This window comes from Halolamina sp. C58, from assembly GCF_051195095.1.
Lineage (GTDB): Archaea > Halobacteriota > Halobacteria > Halobacteriales > Haloferacaceae > Halolamina.
In genome coordinates this window covers 539,537-556,763 of sequence record NZ_JBNTJY010000002.1, presented here as the reverse complement: position 1 = coordinate 556,763, position 17,227 = coordinate 539,537, and the positions used below count along the sequence as shown (strand labels likewise).

Here is a 17,227-nt window from a genome sequence, read left to right as displayed (position 1 = left end):
TCGACGGGCCGAGCGGTCACGACCACACCCCACGACAGCTTTACCCCACAGGTCGCCGTCGTGGCCCACAGATGGCGCTCGATCTCCTGCCGCCGTGGCCCGCCGTCGGCTCGATCGCCGGCGGCGCGGGGGCGCTCGCGCTCGCGTGGCGGATCCGAGACCACCGGGGGCGACCCGGCGTCGACTGGTTCCTCGGCGTGTTCGCCGCGCAGACGGTGTGGTGTCTCTCCTACGGGTTCGGCCTGCTCGTGTGGAATCCGCCGTACCGGGGGGCGCTGGAGGCGACGATGTGGCTCGGGATCGTCTGGACCGGGATCACCTTCCTCGGCTTCGCGCTGGAGTACACCGGCCGGAGCGACGTGATCCGGAGCCGTCTGTTCGCGGCGATCGTCGGGTTCGGGGTCGTCTCGACCGCGCTGGTCGCCACCAATCCGATCCACGGGTGGTTCTGGACCGGGTTCGAGATCGATGCCGCGTTCGGCGTCGCGACGGTCTCGTACGCGTTCAGCCCGTGGGCGTACCTCGTCGTCGCCGTGGAGTCCGTGCTCGTGGCCAGCGCGGTCTTTCTGCTCGTGGACACCCTGCTGAGCTACGGCCCGCTGTACCGGCGAGAGAGCGCCGCCGTCGCGCTGAGCTCGCTGCCGCCGGGGTTCGCGCTCGTCGCGTGGGCGCTGGCGATCGGCCCCGTGCCCCAACTCCAGCTCGCCCCCCTGATGTTCGTCCCGCACATCGTGCTGGACGCCTACGCGTTCGACCGGGCGGAGATGTTCGAGCGGAACCCGCCGACGAGCCGCGCCGCCGAGCGCACCGCGATCGACGACCTCGCCGACCCGATCATCGCCCTCTCGCTCGATCGGCACGTCGTCCGGCTCAACCCCGCGGCTGAGGGGGTGCTGGGCGTCGACGCCGAGACCGCACACGATCGCCCGCTCGACGCGTTCCTCGATCTTCCGGTCGGCGTCGACGAGGCGGCCGACGACGGCGAAAGCGAGGACGCCCCCGCCCACGAGACGGTCGAGGTCGACAGCAGCGACGGCACGGGGCGCCGGACGTACGCGGTGTCGTCGTCGCCGCTGACCGACCCCAGCGGGACCCACGTGGGCTACACCGTCGTGCTCTCGGACGTGACCGTCCGGGAGCGCCAGCGCCAGCGCGTCGAGGTGCTGAACCGCGTGCTCAGACACAACCTCCGGAACGATCTCACGGTCGTGCTCGGCTACGCCGAGACGCTCGCCGGCCGCCTCGACGGCGAGGACCGCGAGATGGTCCGACACATCGAGGAGAACGCCCGCCAGCTGTCCGACCTCGGGGAGAACGCCCGGCAGGTGGAGGCGTTCCTCGACGCCGAGGAGACGGAGTTCGACGCCGCCGACCTCACTCGCTCGGTGCTCAGGGACGTGCTCGACGCGGCGCCCGACGCGACCGTCCGGACCGACATCGCCGACACGCTGCCGGTCCACGGCGTCGACCGCGCCTTCACGGCCGTCGTCGAGAACCTCACCGAGAACGCGATCCAGCACGGCGACGAGCCGGTGACGGTGTCGCTGACCGCCGACGACGGGGTCGCCCGACTCGTCGTGACCGACGCCGGTCCGGGCATCCCCGATCACGAGGTGGCGGTGTTGGAGTCCGGCGGCGAGACGGCGCTCGAACACGGCAGCGGGCTCGGGCTCTGGTCGGTCCACTGGGGCGCGACGCTGCTGGGGGCGATCGTCGACATCGACACGCCCGCCGACGGCGGCACGCGCGTCGAGGTGCAGTTCCCGACGGACGAGGCGTAGTCAGAGCCGCGCGAGCGTCCCCAGTCCGTCGACGCGCAGGACCCCGGACTCGGCCGCCGTGTCGACGTGAACCGCGAGGAACCCCGCCTCCCGCGCGGGCAGCGCGTCGTGTTCCAGCGAGTCGCCGACGTAGACGTACTCGTCGGCGGGGAGACGGTCCTTCGCGGCCGCGAAGATCGCGGGATCGGGCTTGTGCGCCTCGATCGCGTAGCTCGGGAGGTAGGCGTCGAAGCGGTCGAACAGCCCCGCCGACTCCAGTTTCCGGCGCTGGACCGTCGTCACGCCGTTGGTCAGGATGCCCAGCGCGGTGTCGGGGCCGTCGAACGCGTCCAGCGCCTCGCGGGCGCCGTCGGCGGGTGTGGCGGCAGCGACCTCGGCGTCGACGTAAGCTGTCGCGAGGTCGGCCGGGTCGGCGTCGAGATTTCCGGCCTCGACGGCGGCGGCCATCCCGGCGCGGTACGGGTCGGGGTGGAACGACTCGAACGCCTCGAAGAACGCCTCGGCGTAGGTCGCTTGGAGGTCGGCGGTGGCGTCGACGCCGGCGGCGTCGCAGGCGCGTTCGAACAGGTCGTCGTACGAGCAGTCGAGCGTGAGGAGGGTCCCGTCGCAGTCGATGTAGACGGCGCGCATGGTTCTCGGTGGTGTTAGTGGGTGAAAAGTCGGGGTGGTATGTGAGACGGTTCCGGAAGAGACGACGTATCCGTCTCTCAGACCGTCGACGACTGCGACAGCAACAGCATCTCGACGCTAGACCACTTGTGACCGCAGGGTGCCGGACACAGGGTCCGGCACAGCGCCGAGTCCCCACCCCTCCCCGCGGGCCGGCGACGACTGCCGGCCCGCGGCGTCCACCGCAGTGGCTGTCGGCGCGAAACGCGAGTCCCTCTGTGGACGAGCAAGCGCGAGGGACGAGCGACCAACGGGAGCGAGTCGGCTGGGAAGGTCTGAGGGCTGTGCAGGGCGGTTGCGGTCGCAAGTGGTCAACGATCGAGCTGCTGTCGCGGTTGCTGTCTCCGTTATCAAGTATCGGAGAAGTTGCCGTACGAACTCAGAACCGAACGAAAACCGACCCGCAGAAAGACCGATCAGTCGCTCTGGATACGCGGCGCGAGCATGAACGTCACGTTGCCCAGCCCCTCCGCGAACTCGTAGTGAAGCTTCACCGGGAACTCCTCTCCCAGTTCCACCCGAACCTCCGCGTCGGAAGCGATCGCCTTGTTCATGTCTTTCAGGTAGTCGAGGCTGAACAGCGAGTCCGCGGGCCCGGCGGTCAGCGCGATCAGGTCCTCCGACTCCAACTGGAGGTCCACGTCGTCGGTGTCGCCCTCGGCCTCGATGTGGAACGTCTCGTCGGTCTCGTCGACGCGCAGGCGGATGTGGTCGCTCACCATGTCGGCGGCGGTGATCCCGCGGTTGAGCTGGGCGCCCTCCAGCGTGATCTCCGCCGGCAGGTCCAGATCCGGGATGTCCGGCTCCTTGCGGATCGAGTCGGGGTCGATCAGCGCCAGCGTGTAGGAGAGCCCCTCGACCTCGATGTGGAGCTTCCGCGTCTCCTCGTCCAGTTCGAGGTGGATCAGGTCGTCGGCGTTGGCCATCCCGGCGACCTCCTCAAGCCGCGTGAGGTTGACGCCGATGACGCCGCCGTCGGCCTCGTAGGACTCGAACGCCGCCGCCTCCAGGGTGAGGTCGACCATGCCGACGTTGGCCGGGTCGACCGCGCGGATCGACAGCTCCTCCTCGTTCAGCCGGATCTTGCACTCGTCGACCAGCACGCTCACGGCGTCGAGGGAGTCCCGGAGCGTCGACGCGCTCACGATGGCCTTGAACATGGTCGTTCGTTCCGCCCGACACTCAAAAAGCCTCCCGATTCTTGGCCCCCCGAGCGCGGCGACTGGGCCGCCAGTTCGACTCCGCAAGGGGTATGGCTCGCTCGCCCCGACCTCCCAGCTATGGATCCACGAGTCCGCGAGCACGCCGAGACCATCGTCGAGCACTCCACCGGCATCGAGGCCGGCGACGACGTGATCGTCTACGTCCCCGGCGACGCCGAGGACCTCGCCGTCGCGCTCCACGAACTGCTGGGCGAGAAAGGCGCCAACCCCCTGCTGCTCACCTACTCCGAGCGCGCCGACCGCGCGTTCCTCCGCAGCAGCGACGAGTTCGACACGCCCGACCACGAGCTCGCGATGTACGAGAACGCCGACGCGACCATCATCGCCCGCAGCGGCCCGAACCCCAGCGAGAAGGCGGACGTGGACCCCGAGACCACGGCCGCGTACAACCGCGCCCACGACCCCATCAAGAAGGCCCGCCTCGACACGACGTGGTGTCTCACGCAGTACCCCAGCCCGGGCTACGCCCAGCTGGCGGGCATGAGCACCGAAGCGTACGAGGAGTTCGTCTACGACGCCGTCACGCTCGACTGGGAGGCCCAGCGGGAGTTCCAGGCGAACCTCGTCGAGATCCTCGACGACGCCAGCGAGGTCCGCATCCGCGCGGGCGAGGAGACCGACATCACGATGTCCATCGAGGGCAACACCGCGGCCAACGACTACGGCGAGGCGAACCTCCCCGGCGGCGAGGTGTTCACCGCACCCGAGAAGTACAGCGTCGAGGGCGAGGTGTACTTCGACATGCCCCTCTACCGGCAGGGTCGCGAGGTCGAGGGCGTCCGCCTCACGTTCGAGGACGGCAAAGTGACCGAGTTCTCCGCGGAACGCAACGAAAGCGTGTTGCAGGGCGTGTTCGACACCGACGAGGCAGCGCGCTACCTCGGCGAACTCGGTATCGGGATGAACGACGCGATCGACCAGTTCACCTACAACATGCTGTTCGACGAGAAGATGGGCGAGACGGTCCACATGGCCGTCGGGAGCGCCTACCCGCAGTGTGTCGGCGAGGAGAACGAGGTCAACGACAGCGCCGAGCACGTCGACATGATCGTCGACATGAGCGAGGACTCCGTGATCGAGGTCGACGGCGAAGTCGTGCAGGAGGACGGGGAGTTCAGGTTCGAGTAGCGAGGCGGGAAAACTCGCCGAAGGCGAGGCAAACCGCCTCGAAACGAGCGGGGAGCGAAGCGACCCGCGAGTATGTGAGACTGAGAAAACTCGCCGAAGGCGAGGCAAACCGCCTCGAAGCCACACGAACTGCTTTTACCGGCGGCGCGAGCAGAGCCGCCGATGCCCTCCAGACGCTCACTGTTGGCTTCGCTCTCGGTCGCTGCGGGCGCCGGCCTCGCGGGCTGTTCCGCGGGTCCGCCCGGCGTCGCGGCGACGACGGACGGCGACGCGTACGACACTCCGGACTCCGATTCGGCGCCGGTCGTCGCCCGCGACGAGGCGGAGTCCGCCGCCGACGAGTGCCCGAAGGGGGTGGTTCAGGCCCGATCGCGCGTCCACGAACGCCCGACTGAGAACGGGCGCGAGTTCGTTCTCGCCTCGCGGTACCGCATCGTGCCCGGCGAGAACGTCTGTGCCGATCGGGGGTGGAAACAGGCCGGGATCGCCGTCACGCACGCGTGGGAGACACGAACGGAGCGAAGCGAGATCGCGACGACGGGGTCGAACGTCGTTCCGACGGAGCGTGACGGCTGGCTCACGCTCGAACGCGAGTCGGTAGCGGGCGAGCGGAGCTGGACCGTCCACGTCGACCGCGGACAGGGGAACCGCGGGAACGCCGTGACGCTGTTCTTCCGGTCCACGCTCTCGATGCCTGCCGAGCCGGCCGACGGCGACCTGCTCGCCCGGACGGCCGGGTCGGCACCGGTCCGCGGTGGCTGGCTCGGTGGGTCGGCGACGCTCGAAACGCGGACGGAACTGGTCTACGGCCGGACCGACTGACTCACTCCTCCTCGTCGACGTCCAGCTCGAACTGCTGGTCCTCGACGACCGCGTTCAACACGACCGACGTGTTCGACTCCCGCACCTCGTCGTCGGTCAGAACCCGCTTGATCCGGTCGTTCATCTCGTCGGTGTCCTCGAACTTCCCCACGGCGACGACGTCGTGATCGCCGGTCACCTCGTACACCGACACCATCCCGCGGAGATCCGCGAGCCGGTCGGTGATCTCCGGCAGCGCCGTTCCCTCGACTTTGAGCTGGAGGATCGCCGTCACGTCGTACCCCAGCTCTTGATAGTTCACGTCGGGACTGTACCCCTCGATCACGCCCTGATCCTCCAGATCCTGGAGGTGGTTCGACACTGTCGTGACCGACACGTCCAGCTCCTCGCCGAGACTGCGGAGGCTCGCGCGACCGTTGCCCAGCAGGGAGTTGATGAGGCGCGCATCGAGGTTTTCGTACGTCATGGTACTCCACTCCGCCCGCACCGGGGAAGAACTTTACGAACATCCAATTATCTGAGTAAGGCCTCGGCAGTATTCTGGTGGGAGGGGAATATTCTTGTAGTATGGGGCGTAGTAGCCGATAGAGCATGACGGAAAACCCGGCTCCTGATGGCGGCCTCACCGAGGAGGAACGCGACGTTCTCGAACGCATCGACCGCGAAGGCATCGATTTCCTGCGACTCCAGTTCACGGACATTCTCGGGACGGTGAAGAACGTCTCCGTCCCCGCCGATCAGGCGGAGAAGGCGTTCACCGAGGGGATCTACTTCGACGGCTCCTCGATCGAGGGGTTCGTCCGCATTCAGGAGTCGGACATGCGCCTCAAGCCCGACGCGAGCACGTTCGCGGTCCTCCCGTGGCGCGACACCTCCGCGCGACTCATCTGTGACGTGATCGACACGTCGACGGGCGAGCCGTTCGAGGGCGACCCGCGCGCGGTGCTGAAGAACGCGCTGGAGCGCGCCGAGGAGATGGGGTACGAGGTCAACGCCGCGCCCGAACCGGAGTTCTTCCTGTTCGAGGAGGACGAGGAGGGCCGCGCGACGACGAAGACCAACGACGCCGGCGGCTACTTCGACGTGGCGCCGAAGGACCTCGCCAGCGACGTACGCCGGGACATCATCTACGGGCTGGAGGAGATGGGCTTCGACATCGAGGCGTCCCACCACGAGGTCGCCGAGGGCCAGCACGAGATCAACTTCGAGTACGACGACGCGCTCTCGACGGCGGACAACGTCGCGACGTTCCGCACGGTCGTCCGCGCGATCGCCGCCCAGCACGACCTCCACGCGACGTTCATGCCCAAGCCGATCCCGAAGATCAACGGCTCGGGGATGCACACCCACATCTCGCTGTTCGCGGACGGCGAGAACGCGTTCCACGACGAGGACGACGAGTTCGACCTGAGCGAGACGGCGAAGCAGTTCACCGCGGGAATCCTCGAACACGCGCCCGCCCTCGCCGCGGTCACCAACCCCACCGTGAACAGCTACAAGCGCCTCGTCCCCGGCTACGAGGCACCCGTCTACGTGGCGTGGTCCGACCGCAACCGCTCGGCGCTGATCCGCAAGCCGGCCGCGCGCGTGCCCGCCTCCTCCCGCATCGAGGCGCGCTTCCCCGACCCGTCGTGTAACCCCTACCTCGCGTTCGCGGTGCTGATCCACGCGGGGCTGGACGGCGTCGAGAAAGGGCTCGACTGTCCCGACCCGATCCGCGAGAACATCTACGAGTTCGACGAGCAGAAGCGTGAGGAGTACGGCATCGAGACGCTGCCGACCAACCTCGGCGAGGCCGTCGACGCCCTCGAGGACGACGAGACGATCTACGAGGCGCTCGGCCCCCACGTCGGGCCGAAGTTCGTTGAGGCGAAGAACGCGGAGTTCGCGGAGTACCTCGTCGACGTCTCCGACTGGGAGCTGGACCGCTACCTCGAGAAGTTCTAAACCTCAACCTCTTTTCCCGGGGTCCTCCCTCGCTTCGCTCGGTCGAACCCCGGCAAAACCCGTTGATGCCAAAACCCGCCTCCACGGGGTTTCACCCCGTTCCGGCGGTGAACCGCTCGCTTCGCTCGCGGATGCTCCACGCACGACACTTTCCTTCCAGCGCGTCGCTGGATTCAGGGTGCTGCCCAGCCAACTTCTAACGCATGGGCGACGTTACGGTCCGTGAAGCGGCGGTCGGCGACGTCGACGCCGCCGCGCTGGCCGAGGCGTACCGCGACGCCTACGCGGCGAACAGCGAACTCGGCTTCCCCGCGAAAGCCGGCTCCGCCACGCCCGAGCAGGTCACCGAGTGGATCCGCGAGCACCGCGTGTTCGTCGCCGAGCAGGCGGGCGAGGTGATCGGCGGCGTCCGCCTCGAACGAGTCGACGACTCGGTCGCGAAACTGAGCCGCCTCGGCGTTCGCGAGCGCTGGAAGGGGGAGGGGATCGGGAGCCGACTCCTCGAACGCGCCGAGCGGGCGGCCCGCGAGGCGGGCGCGGCGACGATGCGGCTCACGACGCCCGGCGAACACCCGTTCCTCCCCGAGTTCTACCACGCCCACGGCTACGAGATCGTCGACGACTACCCGCTCTCCTTCCGCGAGTACGACGAGGTCGTGATGGAGAAATCGCTCGACTAGCGCCGAGCGACCGCCCACGGCAGCGCGACGATACCGCCGACGACCAGCGCCGAGCCGACGACCGCCGCCGGCGGCGGGAACCCCCCGGCGTAGATCCCGCCCCACGCGGCGCCCAGCACGAGCGTGGCCGGGAGCGCGACCCGAGCCGGGAGCGACGGATACTCGCCGCCGACTCGGCGCCACACGACGGCCGCGCCGACACCCCCGCCGACGGCGATCCCGGCTTTCAGCGCCTCGTCGGGGTGGTTCGGTGCAAAGATCGTCGCGGCGACGAGTGCGACGGCGCCGATCGCCGCCGCGGCGAGGAACGCCCGGTCGGCCCGGCCGTCGGCGACCCGCCACACGGCGAGCAGCACCGCGGTGCCGGCGACGACCCCCGCCAGCACGTCGGGGAGGTGGTGGACGCCGATTACGAGTCGGGAGAGCGCGACGACGGCGACGACGCCCGCGGCGGCGACGAGCCGCTTCCGGCGGGTCCAGAGCCGGTCCAGCGCGAGCGCGAGGCCGCCGTAGACGACGCTGCTCGAGGTGGCGTGGCCGCTGGGGAAGCCGAACCCGTCGCCGGTCGCGATGCTGGCGTAGACGCCGTCGAACAGCGCGGGGAGCCACCCCGGCGGCGTCGCCGTCCTCGCGCCGGCGGGGCGGTGGACGCCGAAGGCGGTTTTGAACGCGACCGTGGCGGCCAGCGCACAGATCGCGAGCGCGATCAGCGTCGCGCCGGCCCGCCGCGGCTCGCTCGCGAGTCGCTCGTCGGCGAGCAGGTAGAGGAGGGCGAGCCCGCCGAACACGAACCACGCGTCGGCGAGCTGGGTCAGTAGCGCAAAGAGGAGTGCGACCCAGTCGGGGAGGCCGGCGAGCGCCTCCGTGACGCCCCAGCCGTGCATCTATCGCAGGCGCTCGGCGATGCCGCCGGCGGTTCTCGCGGCGCCGATGACGCCGCCGAACAGGACGAACAGCACGTAGAGGCCGAGCGTCGAGGTGAAGGCGACCAGCATCGCCGCGACCGCGGCCCAGTCCGAGAGCCAGTAGAACGCGCCGAGGCTGAGTGCGACGCCGTACAGCAGGATCAGGTACGGCCCCCAGCCTCGGGCTTTCCCCTGTCGCATCCGAGCCCGGACGTACGCCTTGAGATCCTCTTCCAGCTGGGGCTTGTCGACGGTCCGTTGCTGGACGTCGTCCTCGAAGCCGTCGAGCTCGGACCGGAGCTCGTCGACCTCCTCCGCGAGTTCGGCGACGTCGGGCGCGCCGCGGGGTTCGCGCTCTGCCATGTACTCCGAGGCTGGCTCCCGTTCCCCTTGGAACTGCCGGTCGCCCGCCGTCGGGCCCCCGGCGCCGGCGCCCGCCCCCGGCTCGCGGTTCTCGGCGAGCACGACGTTGATCACGGCGCCGAGGATCACGACCGCGCCGGCGAGGTAGAGCCACGTCACGAGCAGGATCACCCCGCCGACGATGCCGTAGGCGGAGGTGCTCGCGACGCTGGCGTACAGCTGGAACCCCGCCTGCATCGCGGTCCACGCCACGGCGGCGACGACGGCGCCGGGCAGCACCTCCCGGACCGTGACCGACGTGTCCGGAAATCGGTAGTAGATCGGGAGGAACGCCGCGGTCAGCAGGATCGGCAGCGTGAGCACGCCCAGCGCCTCGACGACGACGCCGAGGTTGAACGCCGCGAACGCGCCGGCCAGCGCGAACATCAGCGCCATCGAGGCGCCGATGCCGAGCACCACCACGAACGAGTCGATCACCTGATCGAGCAGCGTGTCCTGCTGTTCCGTGCCGTACACGTCGCCGAAGGCGGTGTCGAGCGCGCGGAACACTTTCAGCGTCCCCCAGAGGAGGAAGGCAAGCCCCAGCACGGTCGCGCTCCCTCGCCCGTCGCTGGCGGTGAGCGCGGTCGTGAGCACGTCCTGCCCGCTTTCGGTGAGGAACTGGCTGGTCGACTCCAGCAGCACCGTGGCGAACTGCTCGCCCCCGAACGTGGCGGCGACGATCAGCGCCAGCACCGCCGCGGGGATCAGCGAGACGAACGCGTAGTACGCCACCGCCGCGGCCAGGAACGTGAGCTCCTGCTCCTTCGCGACGACGGCGACGCGTTTGGTCGTCTCGTACGCGGTACGGAGGCGCGATAGCACTGCCACCGAATACACGAGGGTGACACAAGAACCCCGGGGGAGCGGCGCCTTCGGTCACGACCCGTCGTTTCACTTATGCGTGGTCCGGTCCAACACACCACATGGCCATCGCTCGCCACGGGAGCGGTCCCGCCGCCCTCCTCGGCGCGTACGCCTCGCAGGTCCATCCCGTGTTCATGCTGCCGCCGGTGGCGACGGCGCTGTTCGGTGCGGCGCTCGCCGGGCCGTTCGATCCCACGATCGCGCTGGTCGGCGCCAGCGCCGCCTTTTTCGCCGTCTACACCGCCCACGTGAAAGACGGCTACGTCGACTTCCACCGCCGCGGCGAGGACGACGACCATCCGCTGACCGTGCTGGGCTGTCGGCTCGGGCTCGCGGTGTCGACCGTCGGCTTCCTCGGCTGTCTTCTCGGACTGGCGCTGCTCGCTCACCCCGCCGCCGTCGCGCTCGCGGCGCCGATGTGGGCGATCGGCTACCTCCACGCGCCGCAGTTCGACACCAACCCCGTGACGACGACGCTGGGCTACCCCGTCGGAATCGGCCTCTGTCTGCTCACGGGGTACGCGGCCCAGACGGGGACGCTCGCACCTCGAACGCTCGCGCTCGCGGCGGTGCTCGTCACGATCCTCGCGGGCGTGAAGATCGTCGACGACGCGCAGGACTACGAGTACGATCGCTCGATCGACAAGCGAACGGTCGCGGTCGCGCTCGGGCCCGCCCGGTCGCGCTCGCTCGCGGTCGCGCTGCTCGCGGCGGGGCTGTTCGCGGTGGTCCCGCTGTCGATCACCCGCGTTCTCCCGCCGAGCGCGCCCGCGGCGAGTCTGGTGTTCGGCGCGGTCGCCGCCGTCGCGGTCCGGCGCGACCCCACGACGGCGACGATGCTGCTCGTCAGGGGCGCGTACCTGTTCCTCGCAGTCCTGCTGGTCGCGGTCTTTTTCGAACCGCTCGCGGGCGTCCCTCTGCCGGACATCACCGCGCTGGGGCCGTACACGTACCTCGCGACGGAGGTCGTCTTCGGCGCGCTCGCGCTGGCGCTGCTGCTCCGGGCCGGCGACGGTGCGCTGCGCCGGGCGGCCCGGACGATCCCGGCGCTGTACCCCATCGCGTACGTCTGGGACTGGTACACGCTGGAGGTCGGCGTGTTCGCGATCCCGATGCGGACCGGGATCGAACTGCTGGGGATCCCGCTGGAGGAGCACGTGTTCATGCTCGTGGTCCCGGCGGTGGTGCTGGGAATCCACGAGACCGTCAATCCGCGGGAGTGAGCGCTACTCGGTGTCGATGGTCGGTTCCCACACCCCTGGCATGGGCTCCGTGGTCGTGACCGTCGTCACTCCCGGTCGCTCGCCGGGGCTGGCTCCGCCGCCTCGCGGATCTCTTCCACGTCGGCGTCGGTCTTGAAGCAGGTTCCGCCGTAGTGGGCCGGACTCGCGTCGTAGCCCGCCTCGCGGAGGTCGTCGAGGAACGTCTCCAGCTTGTTCGCCGGCGCGCCCCACTGCTTGCAGAGGCGGTGCTGGTCGTAGTGGGTCGGCGTGTCCAACTCCGCGCCGAGCGTGTCGAGCAGCCGGCTCACGCGCTTCCACTCGCCCATGTTCGGCGTCACCTCGTCGGCGACCGAATCGACGAACTCGCCGTCGGCGATCGGGCCGAGCCAGATCGGCCCGGCGGCCGAGCAGCGTGCGGAACCGCAGTTCGGGCAGTCCTCGGGCGGGTGGGCGATCCGCCCGAACTCGTGCTCGCGGTAGAGGCAGTCCTCGCAGTGGTAGACGAAGCCGAGCCACTGCAGCGCCTCGTCCGCGGCGGTGGCCTTGTGGGTGAGGTCGAGGTACGTCCGGGCGTAGTGCCGGGTCGCGTGGGAGACGATCGGCTCGACCGCCACGTCCCGGCGGGCGGCGACGCGAGCGAACGCGCCGATCAGCACCCGCAGCCCCATCTCGCGGTGGAAGTCGGTGTTTCGCGGGACGGTGTCGTACTTCCGGACGCCGGAGTCGAAGTGGGCGCCACACAGCGGCGCGGTGTCGGTCGCGGTCACACAGAGCAGCTTTCGGGTGCCGGCGACCGCGGCGTCGGCGAACGGCATCGGCGTCCCGAACGGGTCGAGGTCGACCACGTCGAACCGCTCGGAGTGCATGAGGACGTTGGCGTCGGACTGGACGGCCTCGCCGGGGAGGTCGTTCAGCGCGAGGTTCTCGCGGGCGAGTTCGACCGCGTCGGGATCCACGTCGGCGGCGGTCACGTCGTACCCCGCCTCGGCCGCGCGGGCCGCGCGGACGCCGGTGGCGGTCATCGCGTCGAGGTAGGAGAGCGTCCGGTCGTCGTCCGCGTTCTCGGACTGCTCGGCGTTCGCCGCGCCGGCCTCCGTCCCGTCGCGGCTGACGTTCGCCGCGCCGGCCTCCGTTCGCTCGGCGTAGGCTCGCAGGACCGCGACGGTGAGGTCGCGGTTCAGCTCCATCTCGGGGTTGAAGAACACGTCCTCGCCGGCGCCCTCGCTGCTGCCGTCCCGCGGGTCGGGCGCCTCGACGTCGACGTCGCCCTCGCTGACGCGCATGGGTCTGCGTGGTCGGGGTACGGGGAAAGCGATTGTGTTCGGGATTCGGTCTCTGTGTTCGTTTTGTGGTGGTCGAGTAGTCTGTCAGTAACACCGTGAAAGCCCCTGTCGTCTGGACTCCCGCGACTCGCTGCGGTCCTCACTTCGTTGCGGTCCTTGCTTCGTCGGGGTTCGTCCAGACGACAGCCCCTTTCAGTCCTCCCCGACAGCACAGCCCACACGCCTCCCCAACCGACTCCCTCGTTCACTGCGTTCACTCGGTCGTCCCTCGCGCTGAGACGCGGCACAGGGCCGCGTCCGCTTCGCGCCGACCGCTTTCCGAAACCCCATCTCGGCCCCTCCTTCTTAAGCGAGCGCGCCGAACGGATCGTATGGACGTGTTCGTCTACGGCACCCTCACCGAGCCCGAGCGGGTCGCGTCGGTCGTCGACGCCTACGCCTTCCTCGGCTCGGCGGTGCTGTCGGGGCTCCACCCCGTGCAGGGCGACTACCCCACGCTCGCCCCCGGCGGCGAGACCGGCGGGCGGCTGCTCCGGACCGACGACATCGATGCCCTCGACGCCTACGAGGGCGTGGGTGACGGCCTCTACGTCCGGGTGTCCGTCCCGGTCGAGCACGCCGATTTACGGGACGCCGACGAAGATGGGTCGGGACTGGCCGACACGGCGGCGGTGTACGTCGGCGACCCCGAGCGACTCGGCGTCGGCGACGAGGTGACGTGGCCCGCGCCCGACGAGCACGGAGCGTTCGCCGACCGCGTTCGCGCGTACGTCCGTCGACACGACGTGCACGTTCGGCCGCAGTGACACTCGCCCCCGACCGACACACGGCGCCCGTTTTCACTTTCACCGCGGTCGGGGTAGCCTTATGCCCGGGGCTGTCCAAGGAGTGAGTGCACGCAGGTGACGCGTGCGTTTCCCCCTTTCCCCTTCCGCATCGAAACGCCTTAGCGCCAGCCGTGGGACCGTCGAGGGTATGCTCTCGCTCGCCGATATCGAGGCGGCACGCGACCGCGTCGACGAGGTCGCGCGGACGACGCCGCTGGAGTACTCCCACAGCTTCTCGCGGATGACCGGCGCGGACGTACGCCCGAAGCTCGAGAACTTCCAGCGCACCGGCTCGTTCAAGATCCGCGGCGCGGCCAACCGGATCGCGACCCTCTCGGAGGCGGAGAAGGCGGCCGGCGTGATCACCGCCAGCGCCGGCAACCACGCACAGGGCGTCGCGCTCGCGGCGTCCCGGGCGGGCGTCGACGCCAAGATCGTGATGCCCGAGCACGCGCCGATCGCGAAAGTCGACGCCACCGAAAGCTACGGCGGCGAGGTGATCCTCTTCGGCGCCGACTACAACGAGGCACAGGCCCGCGCCCACGAGATCGAGGAGCTCGAGGACCGGACGTACGTCCACGCGTTCGACGACGAGTACGTGATGGCCGGGCAGGGGACGATCGGCCTCGAGATCGCCGAACAGTGTCCCGAGGTCGACACCGTCGTCGTTCCGATCGGCGGTGGCGGGCTGATCTCCGGGGTCGCGACCGCGCTGAAGGCCACGCTCGACGACGTTCGCGTGATCGGCGTGCAGGCCGAGGGCGCCTCGAGCGTCGCTCGTTCGCTGGAGAAAGGGACGCGACACGAACTCGACGCCGTCGACACGATCGCCGACGGGATCGCCACCCGCTCGGTCGGCGAGAAGCCGTGGGAGATCATCCAAGAGCGCGTCGACGAGGTGGTGACCGTCTCCGACAACGAGATCGCGCTGGCACTCACCTACCTGCTCGAACGCTCGAAGACGCTGGTCGAGGGCGCCGGCGCGGTGCCGCTGGCGGCGGTGCTGAGCGAGACGTTCGCGTACGAGGAGGGCGAGACGATCGTCCCGGCGCTCTGTGGCGGCAACATCGACCTCAACGACCTCACGACCGTGGTCGTGCGGGGGCTCGTCCAGATGGGGCGGTACGTCAAGATCCGGACCGAACTCAAGGACAACCCCGGCTCGCTGGAACGCTTGGTGGAGATCATCGCCGAGCACAACGCGAACATCTACGGCATCCAGCACGACCGCACCTCCCGCGACGTGGCGATGAACGCCGCGGAGGTGGTGCTGGATCTGGAGACCCACGGCCACGACCACGTCGACGAACTGCTCGCCGCCCTGGAGGCCCGCGGCTACGAGACCGAGACGCTGGTCTAGGCGCGCTCGATCTCGTACTCGACGGTGAGGAACGGCCGGCCGAGCAGCCACATCTCGTGGGTCGCGCGGAGCCGCGGTTCGCCCTCGGCCTCGCCCTCCACGGGCCACACGTCGAAGCGCTGGCCGCCCGGCACCGCGAACGCTCCGAGGGGGGTCCGGAGGAACAGCCCCGGATCGCCCGACGGGGCGGTCGTGAGCCGGATGCCGGTCCCGCCGTCGACGCCCTCGGCGGGCAGATTCTCCGGGCGCATCACCGTGTCCACGCCGCCGCCCGGTACCGGGACGGAGATGTTCACGAAGCCGTCGCCGTCGCGGTGGTGGGTCGCGTAGAGAGCGACGAACACCGCCTCGTCGGTCTCGGGGTCAGTGCGGACCCACGCCCGCACGTCCTCGCGGGCCGGCTCGGCGGGGTCGTCGTCGATCCCGACCGAGCCCGGCTCCGCGATGTCGAGAAACCGACTCTCCAGCCGGTGCCACGACTCGTCGCCCGGCCCCGGCAGATTGAGCTGTTCGATCCGGCTCGTGAGCCGGCTCGCGACGGCGGCGCCGCTCCGGAACGGGCGGTGCCAGTTCGCCCGGTAGCGCATCTCGTACTCGGCGGTGCGTTCGTAGAAGCGCCGGACCTCCGGATGGAGCCGTTCGGGATCGAACGTCTCGCCCGCGAAGTGGGCCACGTCGGCGACTTCCCCGGCGGGCTCCTCGCCCGTCGCCAGCCCCTCGCGCTCGACGAACTCCGGCCCGACGTACCAGCCGGCACTGATCGGCGAGAGCGGGACCGCGCGAGCGCGCTTCCGGGCGCACCGGAGCGCGAGCGCGAGGAGGGCTACCGCCGCGACTGCGAGGGCTCGGAGCGCGTTGCGGACCGTTCGGTTCACGGCCGTCGTTGGCGCGCCATCGTACTTGAAGCGTCGGCCGCGGGGCGCGGTCAGTTGGACTTAAGGGCGGTCCGGCGCCAGTTCCGGCCATGAAGGAGACGATCCACACCGACGACGCCCCCGAGGCGGTCGGCGCGTACAGTCAGGCGACGACAAACGGCGAGATCCTGTTCACCGCGGGGCAGATCCCGATGACGCCCGACGGCGAGCTGCTGGACGACGAGGACATCGCGACGCAGGCCGAGCAGTCGCTCTCGAACCTCGAGGCGATCGTCGAGGAGGCCGGCGCGTCGATGGGCGACGTGCTCAAGACGACCGTCTTTCTGGCGGACATCGACGACTTCGACGAGATGAACGAGACGTACGCGAGCTTCTTCGACGACGAGCCGCCGGCCCGCAGCGCCGTGCAGGCCGGCGCGCTCCCGAAGGGTGTCGGCGTCGAGATCGAGGCCGTCGTCAGCGTCGAGTGAGGTGACCCCGCGAACGAAGTCGGCGCTGCTGTGGGGCGCGGTGGGCCTGCTGGCCTTCCTCGCGGCGGTGCAGGGGTACCAACTGCTCGTCGGGCCGTTGCCGGTGTCGATCCCGGCCGTCGGCGCCGTCGCGGTCGGCGTCGGCGCGTTGACGGCCGGAACGGCGTACCTGACGGAGTTCCGGCTCCGAGCGAAAGGAAGGACTTAACCCCGACAGGGCGGTACGTTCGGCCGAGCCAGGATGGCCGAACGGTAAGGCGCACGCCTGGAAAGCGTGTTCCCTTCCGGGATTCTGGGTTCAAATCCCAGTCCTGGCGTTTCTGTCGACGCCAACCGCGAGCGGAGCGAGCGCCAGCGTCGACGAACCGCTGTCGGATTTGAACCCCTATCGGTCGCAGCGACCGAGCAGCGCGAGGTCGACCGTCCGATTCCGGTTCAAATCCCAGTCCTGGCGTTTTCGCGTCGACGACGAACGAGGAGCACCTACGCTGCCGTCGCCATCGCGATCGTCTCCCGGAGCCCGAGCACCAGCAACAGCGAGCCGACGGCGACGATCGCGACGACGCCGGGGAGGCCGCCCGTCGTCCCGACCGATGTCAAGTCGTAGCTGTCGAGGTAGAGGAGGAAGTCCCGCAGACCGGTAGCCACGAGCATGAGGCCGGCGGCGATACCGGCGGTCGCGGCGCCGACTCGACGGACATCCGTCGTCCGGTCGTCGGTGGAGGGCATCGTCGGGATGGTCTCGTCCCGACGGAATATCGCTTA

General features: G+C 69.7%; 18 protein-coding genes and 1 tRNA gene. 11 read left to right on the top strand and 8 right to left on the bottom strand.

Annotated elements, in window-relative coordinates; genetic code table 11:
- Positions 1-71: 71 nt before the first annotated feature.
- Positions 72-1,781 carry a histidine kinase N-terminal 7TM domain-containing protein gene (locus ACQUSM_RS13490; RefSeq protein WP_435119386.1) on the top strand — a complete coding sequence of 570 codons (1,710 nt, stop codon included), beginning with the start codon at positions 72-74 and terminating at the stop codon, positions 1,779-1,781.
- On the opposite strand, the gene ACQUSM_RS13485 is transcribed toward ACQUSM_RS13490, so the two are convergent.
- Both ACQUSM_RS13485 and ACQUSM_RS13480 read right to left on the bottom strand, forming a co-directional pair.
- Complete coding sequence (locus tag ACQUSM_RS13485; protein ID WP_435119384.1) at positions 1,782-2,411, bottom strand: HAD family hydrolase; 630 nt, start codon at positions 2,409-2,411, stop codon at positions 1,782-1,784.
- A 455-nt stretch (positions 2,412-2,866) separates the two neighbouring features.
- Positions 2,867-3,610, bottom strand: a complete 744-nt coding sequence (locus ACQUSM_RS13480; RefSeq protein ID WP_435119382.1) for a DNA polymerase sliding clamp — start codon at positions 3,608-3,610, stop codon at positions 2,867-2,869.
- A 120-nt stretch (positions 3,611-3,730) separates the two neighbouring features.
- Here ACQUSM_RS13480 and ACQUSM_RS13475 point away from each other — a divergent pair, with 120 nt between their 5' ends.
- On the top strand, positions 3,731-4,801 hold the full coding sequence (locus ACQUSM_RS13475; protein WP_435119380.1) for an aminopeptidase: 1,071 nt from the start codon (positions 3,731-3,733) through the stop codon (positions 4,799-4,801).
- A 162-nt stretch (positions 4,802-4,963) separates the two neighbouring features.
- Positions 4,964-5,623 (top strand): hypothetical protein, encoded by a 660-nt coding sequence (locus tag ACQUSM_RS13470; RefSeq protein ID WP_435119378.1) that lies wholly within the window; start codon positions 4,964-4,966, stop codon positions 5,621-5,623.
- Between the two features lies 1 nt (position 5,624).
- Here the strand turns inward: ACQUSM_RS13470 and lrp are convergent, their stop codons facing one another.
- Positions 5,625-6,089 carry an HTH-type transcriptional regulator Lrp gene (lrp, locus tag ACQUSM_RS13465; protein ID WP_435119376.1) on the bottom strand — a complete coding sequence of 155 codons (465 nt, stop codon included), beginning with the start codon at positions 6,087-6,089 and terminating at the stop codon, positions 5,625-5,627.
- A gap of 125 nt (positions 6,090-6,214) precedes the next feature.
- Here lrp and glnA point away from each other — a divergent pair, with 125 nt between their 5' ends.
- Both glnA and ACQUSM_RS13455 read left to right on the top strand, forming a co-directional pair.
- Positions 6,215-7,570 carry a type I glutamate--ammonia ligase gene (glnA, locus tag ACQUSM_RS13460; protein ID WP_435119374.1) on the top strand — a complete coding sequence of 452 codons (1,356 nt, stop codon included), beginning with the start codon at positions 6,215-6,217 and terminating at the stop codon, positions 7,568-7,570.
- A gap of 203 nt (positions 7,571-7,773) precedes the next feature.
- The gene (locus tag ACQUSM_RS13455) at positions 7,774-8,250 is read left to right on the top strand and encodes a GNAT family N-acetyltransferase (protein WP_435119372.1); all 477 of its coding nucleotides are present in this window, start codon (positions 7,774-7,776) and stop codon (positions 8,248-8,250) included.
- On the opposite strand, the gene ACQUSM_RS13450 is transcribed toward ACQUSM_RS13455, so the two are convergent.
- Both ACQUSM_RS13450 and ACQUSM_RS13445 read right to left on the bottom strand, forming a co-directional pair.
- On the bottom strand, positions 8,247-9,134 hold the full coding sequence (locus ACQUSM_RS13450; RefSeq protein ID WP_435119370.1) for a phosphatase PAP2 family protein: 888 nt from the start codon (positions 9,132-9,134) through the stop codon (positions 8,247-8,249). The genes ACQUSM_RS13455 and ACQUSM_RS13450 overlap by 4 nt on opposite strands.
- Positions 9,135-10,388, bottom strand: coding sequence for a YihY/virulence factor BrkB family protein (locus ACQUSM_RS13445; RefSeq protein WP_435119368.1), 1,254 nt, complete (start codon positions 10,386-10,388; stop codon positions 9,135-9,137).
- Between the two features lie 95 nt (positions 10,389-10,483).
- On the opposite strand from ACQUSM_RS13445, the gene ACQUSM_RS13440 reads away from it, so the two are divergent.
- Complete coding sequence (locus ACQUSM_RS13440; protein WP_435119366.1) at positions 10,484-11,647, top strand: lycopene cyclase domain-containing protein; 1,164 nt, start codon at positions 10,484-10,486, stop codon at positions 11,645-11,647.
- A 65-nt stretch (positions 11,648-11,712) separates the two neighbouring features.
- Here the strand turns inward: ACQUSM_RS13440 and ACQUSM_RS13435 are convergent, their stop codons facing one another.
- Positions 11,713-12,930 carry a tRNA (guanine(26)-N(2))-dimethyltransferase gene (locus ACQUSM_RS13435; protein WP_435119364.1) on the bottom strand — a complete coding sequence of 406 codons (1,218 nt, stop codon included), beginning with the start codon at positions 12,928-12,930 and terminating at the stop codon, positions 11,713-11,715.
- A 371-nt stretch (positions 12,931-13,301) separates the two neighbouring features.
- Here ACQUSM_RS13435 and ACQUSM_RS13430 point away from each other — a divergent pair, with 371 nt between their 5' ends.
- Both ACQUSM_RS13430 and ilvA read left to right on the top strand, forming a co-directional pair.
- On the top strand, positions 13,302-13,736 hold the full coding sequence (locus tag ACQUSM_RS13430) for a gamma-glutamylcyclotransferase family protein (RefSeq protein WP_435119362.1): 435 nt from the start codon (positions 13,302-13,304) through the stop codon (positions 13,734-13,736).
- A 169-nt stretch (positions 13,737-13,905) separates the two neighbouring features.
- Positions 13,906-15,117, top strand: a complete 1,212-nt coding sequence (gene ilvA / locus ACQUSM_RS13425) for a threonine ammonia-lyase (protein WP_435119360.1) — start codon at positions 13,906-13,908, stop codon at positions 15,115-15,117.
- Here the strand turns inward: ilvA and ACQUSM_RS13420 are convergent.
- Positions 15,114-15,992: a hypothetical protein gene (locus ACQUSM_RS13420; protein ID WP_435119359.1), complete on the bottom strand. Its 879-nt coding sequence runs from the start codon at positions 15,990-15,992 to the stop codon at positions 15,114-15,116. The two genes, ilvA and ACQUSM_RS13420, sit on opposite strands and share 4 nt — an antisense overlap.
- Positions 15,993-16,081: 89 nt before the next feature.
- Between ACQUSM_RS13420 and ACQUSM_RS13415 the strand changes: the two genes are divergently transcribed.
- The 3 genes from ACQUSM_RS13415 to ACQUSM_RS13405 all read left to right on the top strand — a co-directional run bounded on the left by ACQUSM_RS13415 (position 16,082) and on the right by ACQUSM_RS13405 (position 16,779).
- Positions 16,082-16,462: a Rid family detoxifying hydrolase gene (locus ACQUSM_RS13415; protein WP_435119357.1), complete on the top strand. Its 381-nt coding sequence runs from the start codon at positions 16,082-16,084 to the stop codon at positions 16,460-16,462.
- 1 nt (position 16,463) lies between these two features.
- Positions 16,464-16,670, top strand: a complete 207-nt coding sequence (locus ACQUSM_RS13410; protein ID WP_435119356.1) for a hypothetical protein — start codon at positions 16,464-16,466, stop codon at positions 16,668-16,670.
- 27 nt (positions 16,671-16,697) lie between these two features.
- Positions 16,698-16,779 (top strand) — tRNA-Ser (locus tag ACQUSM_RS13405).
- 166 nt (positions 16,780-16,945) lie between these two features.
- Here ACQUSM_RS13405 and ACQUSM_RS13400 read toward each other — a convergent pair.
- Positions 16,946-17,191, bottom strand: coding sequence for a hypothetical protein (locus ACQUSM_RS13400; protein ID WP_435119354.1), 246 nt, complete (start codon positions 17,189-17,191; stop codon positions 16,946-16,948).
- Positions 17,192-17,227 lie beyond the last annotated feature (36 nt).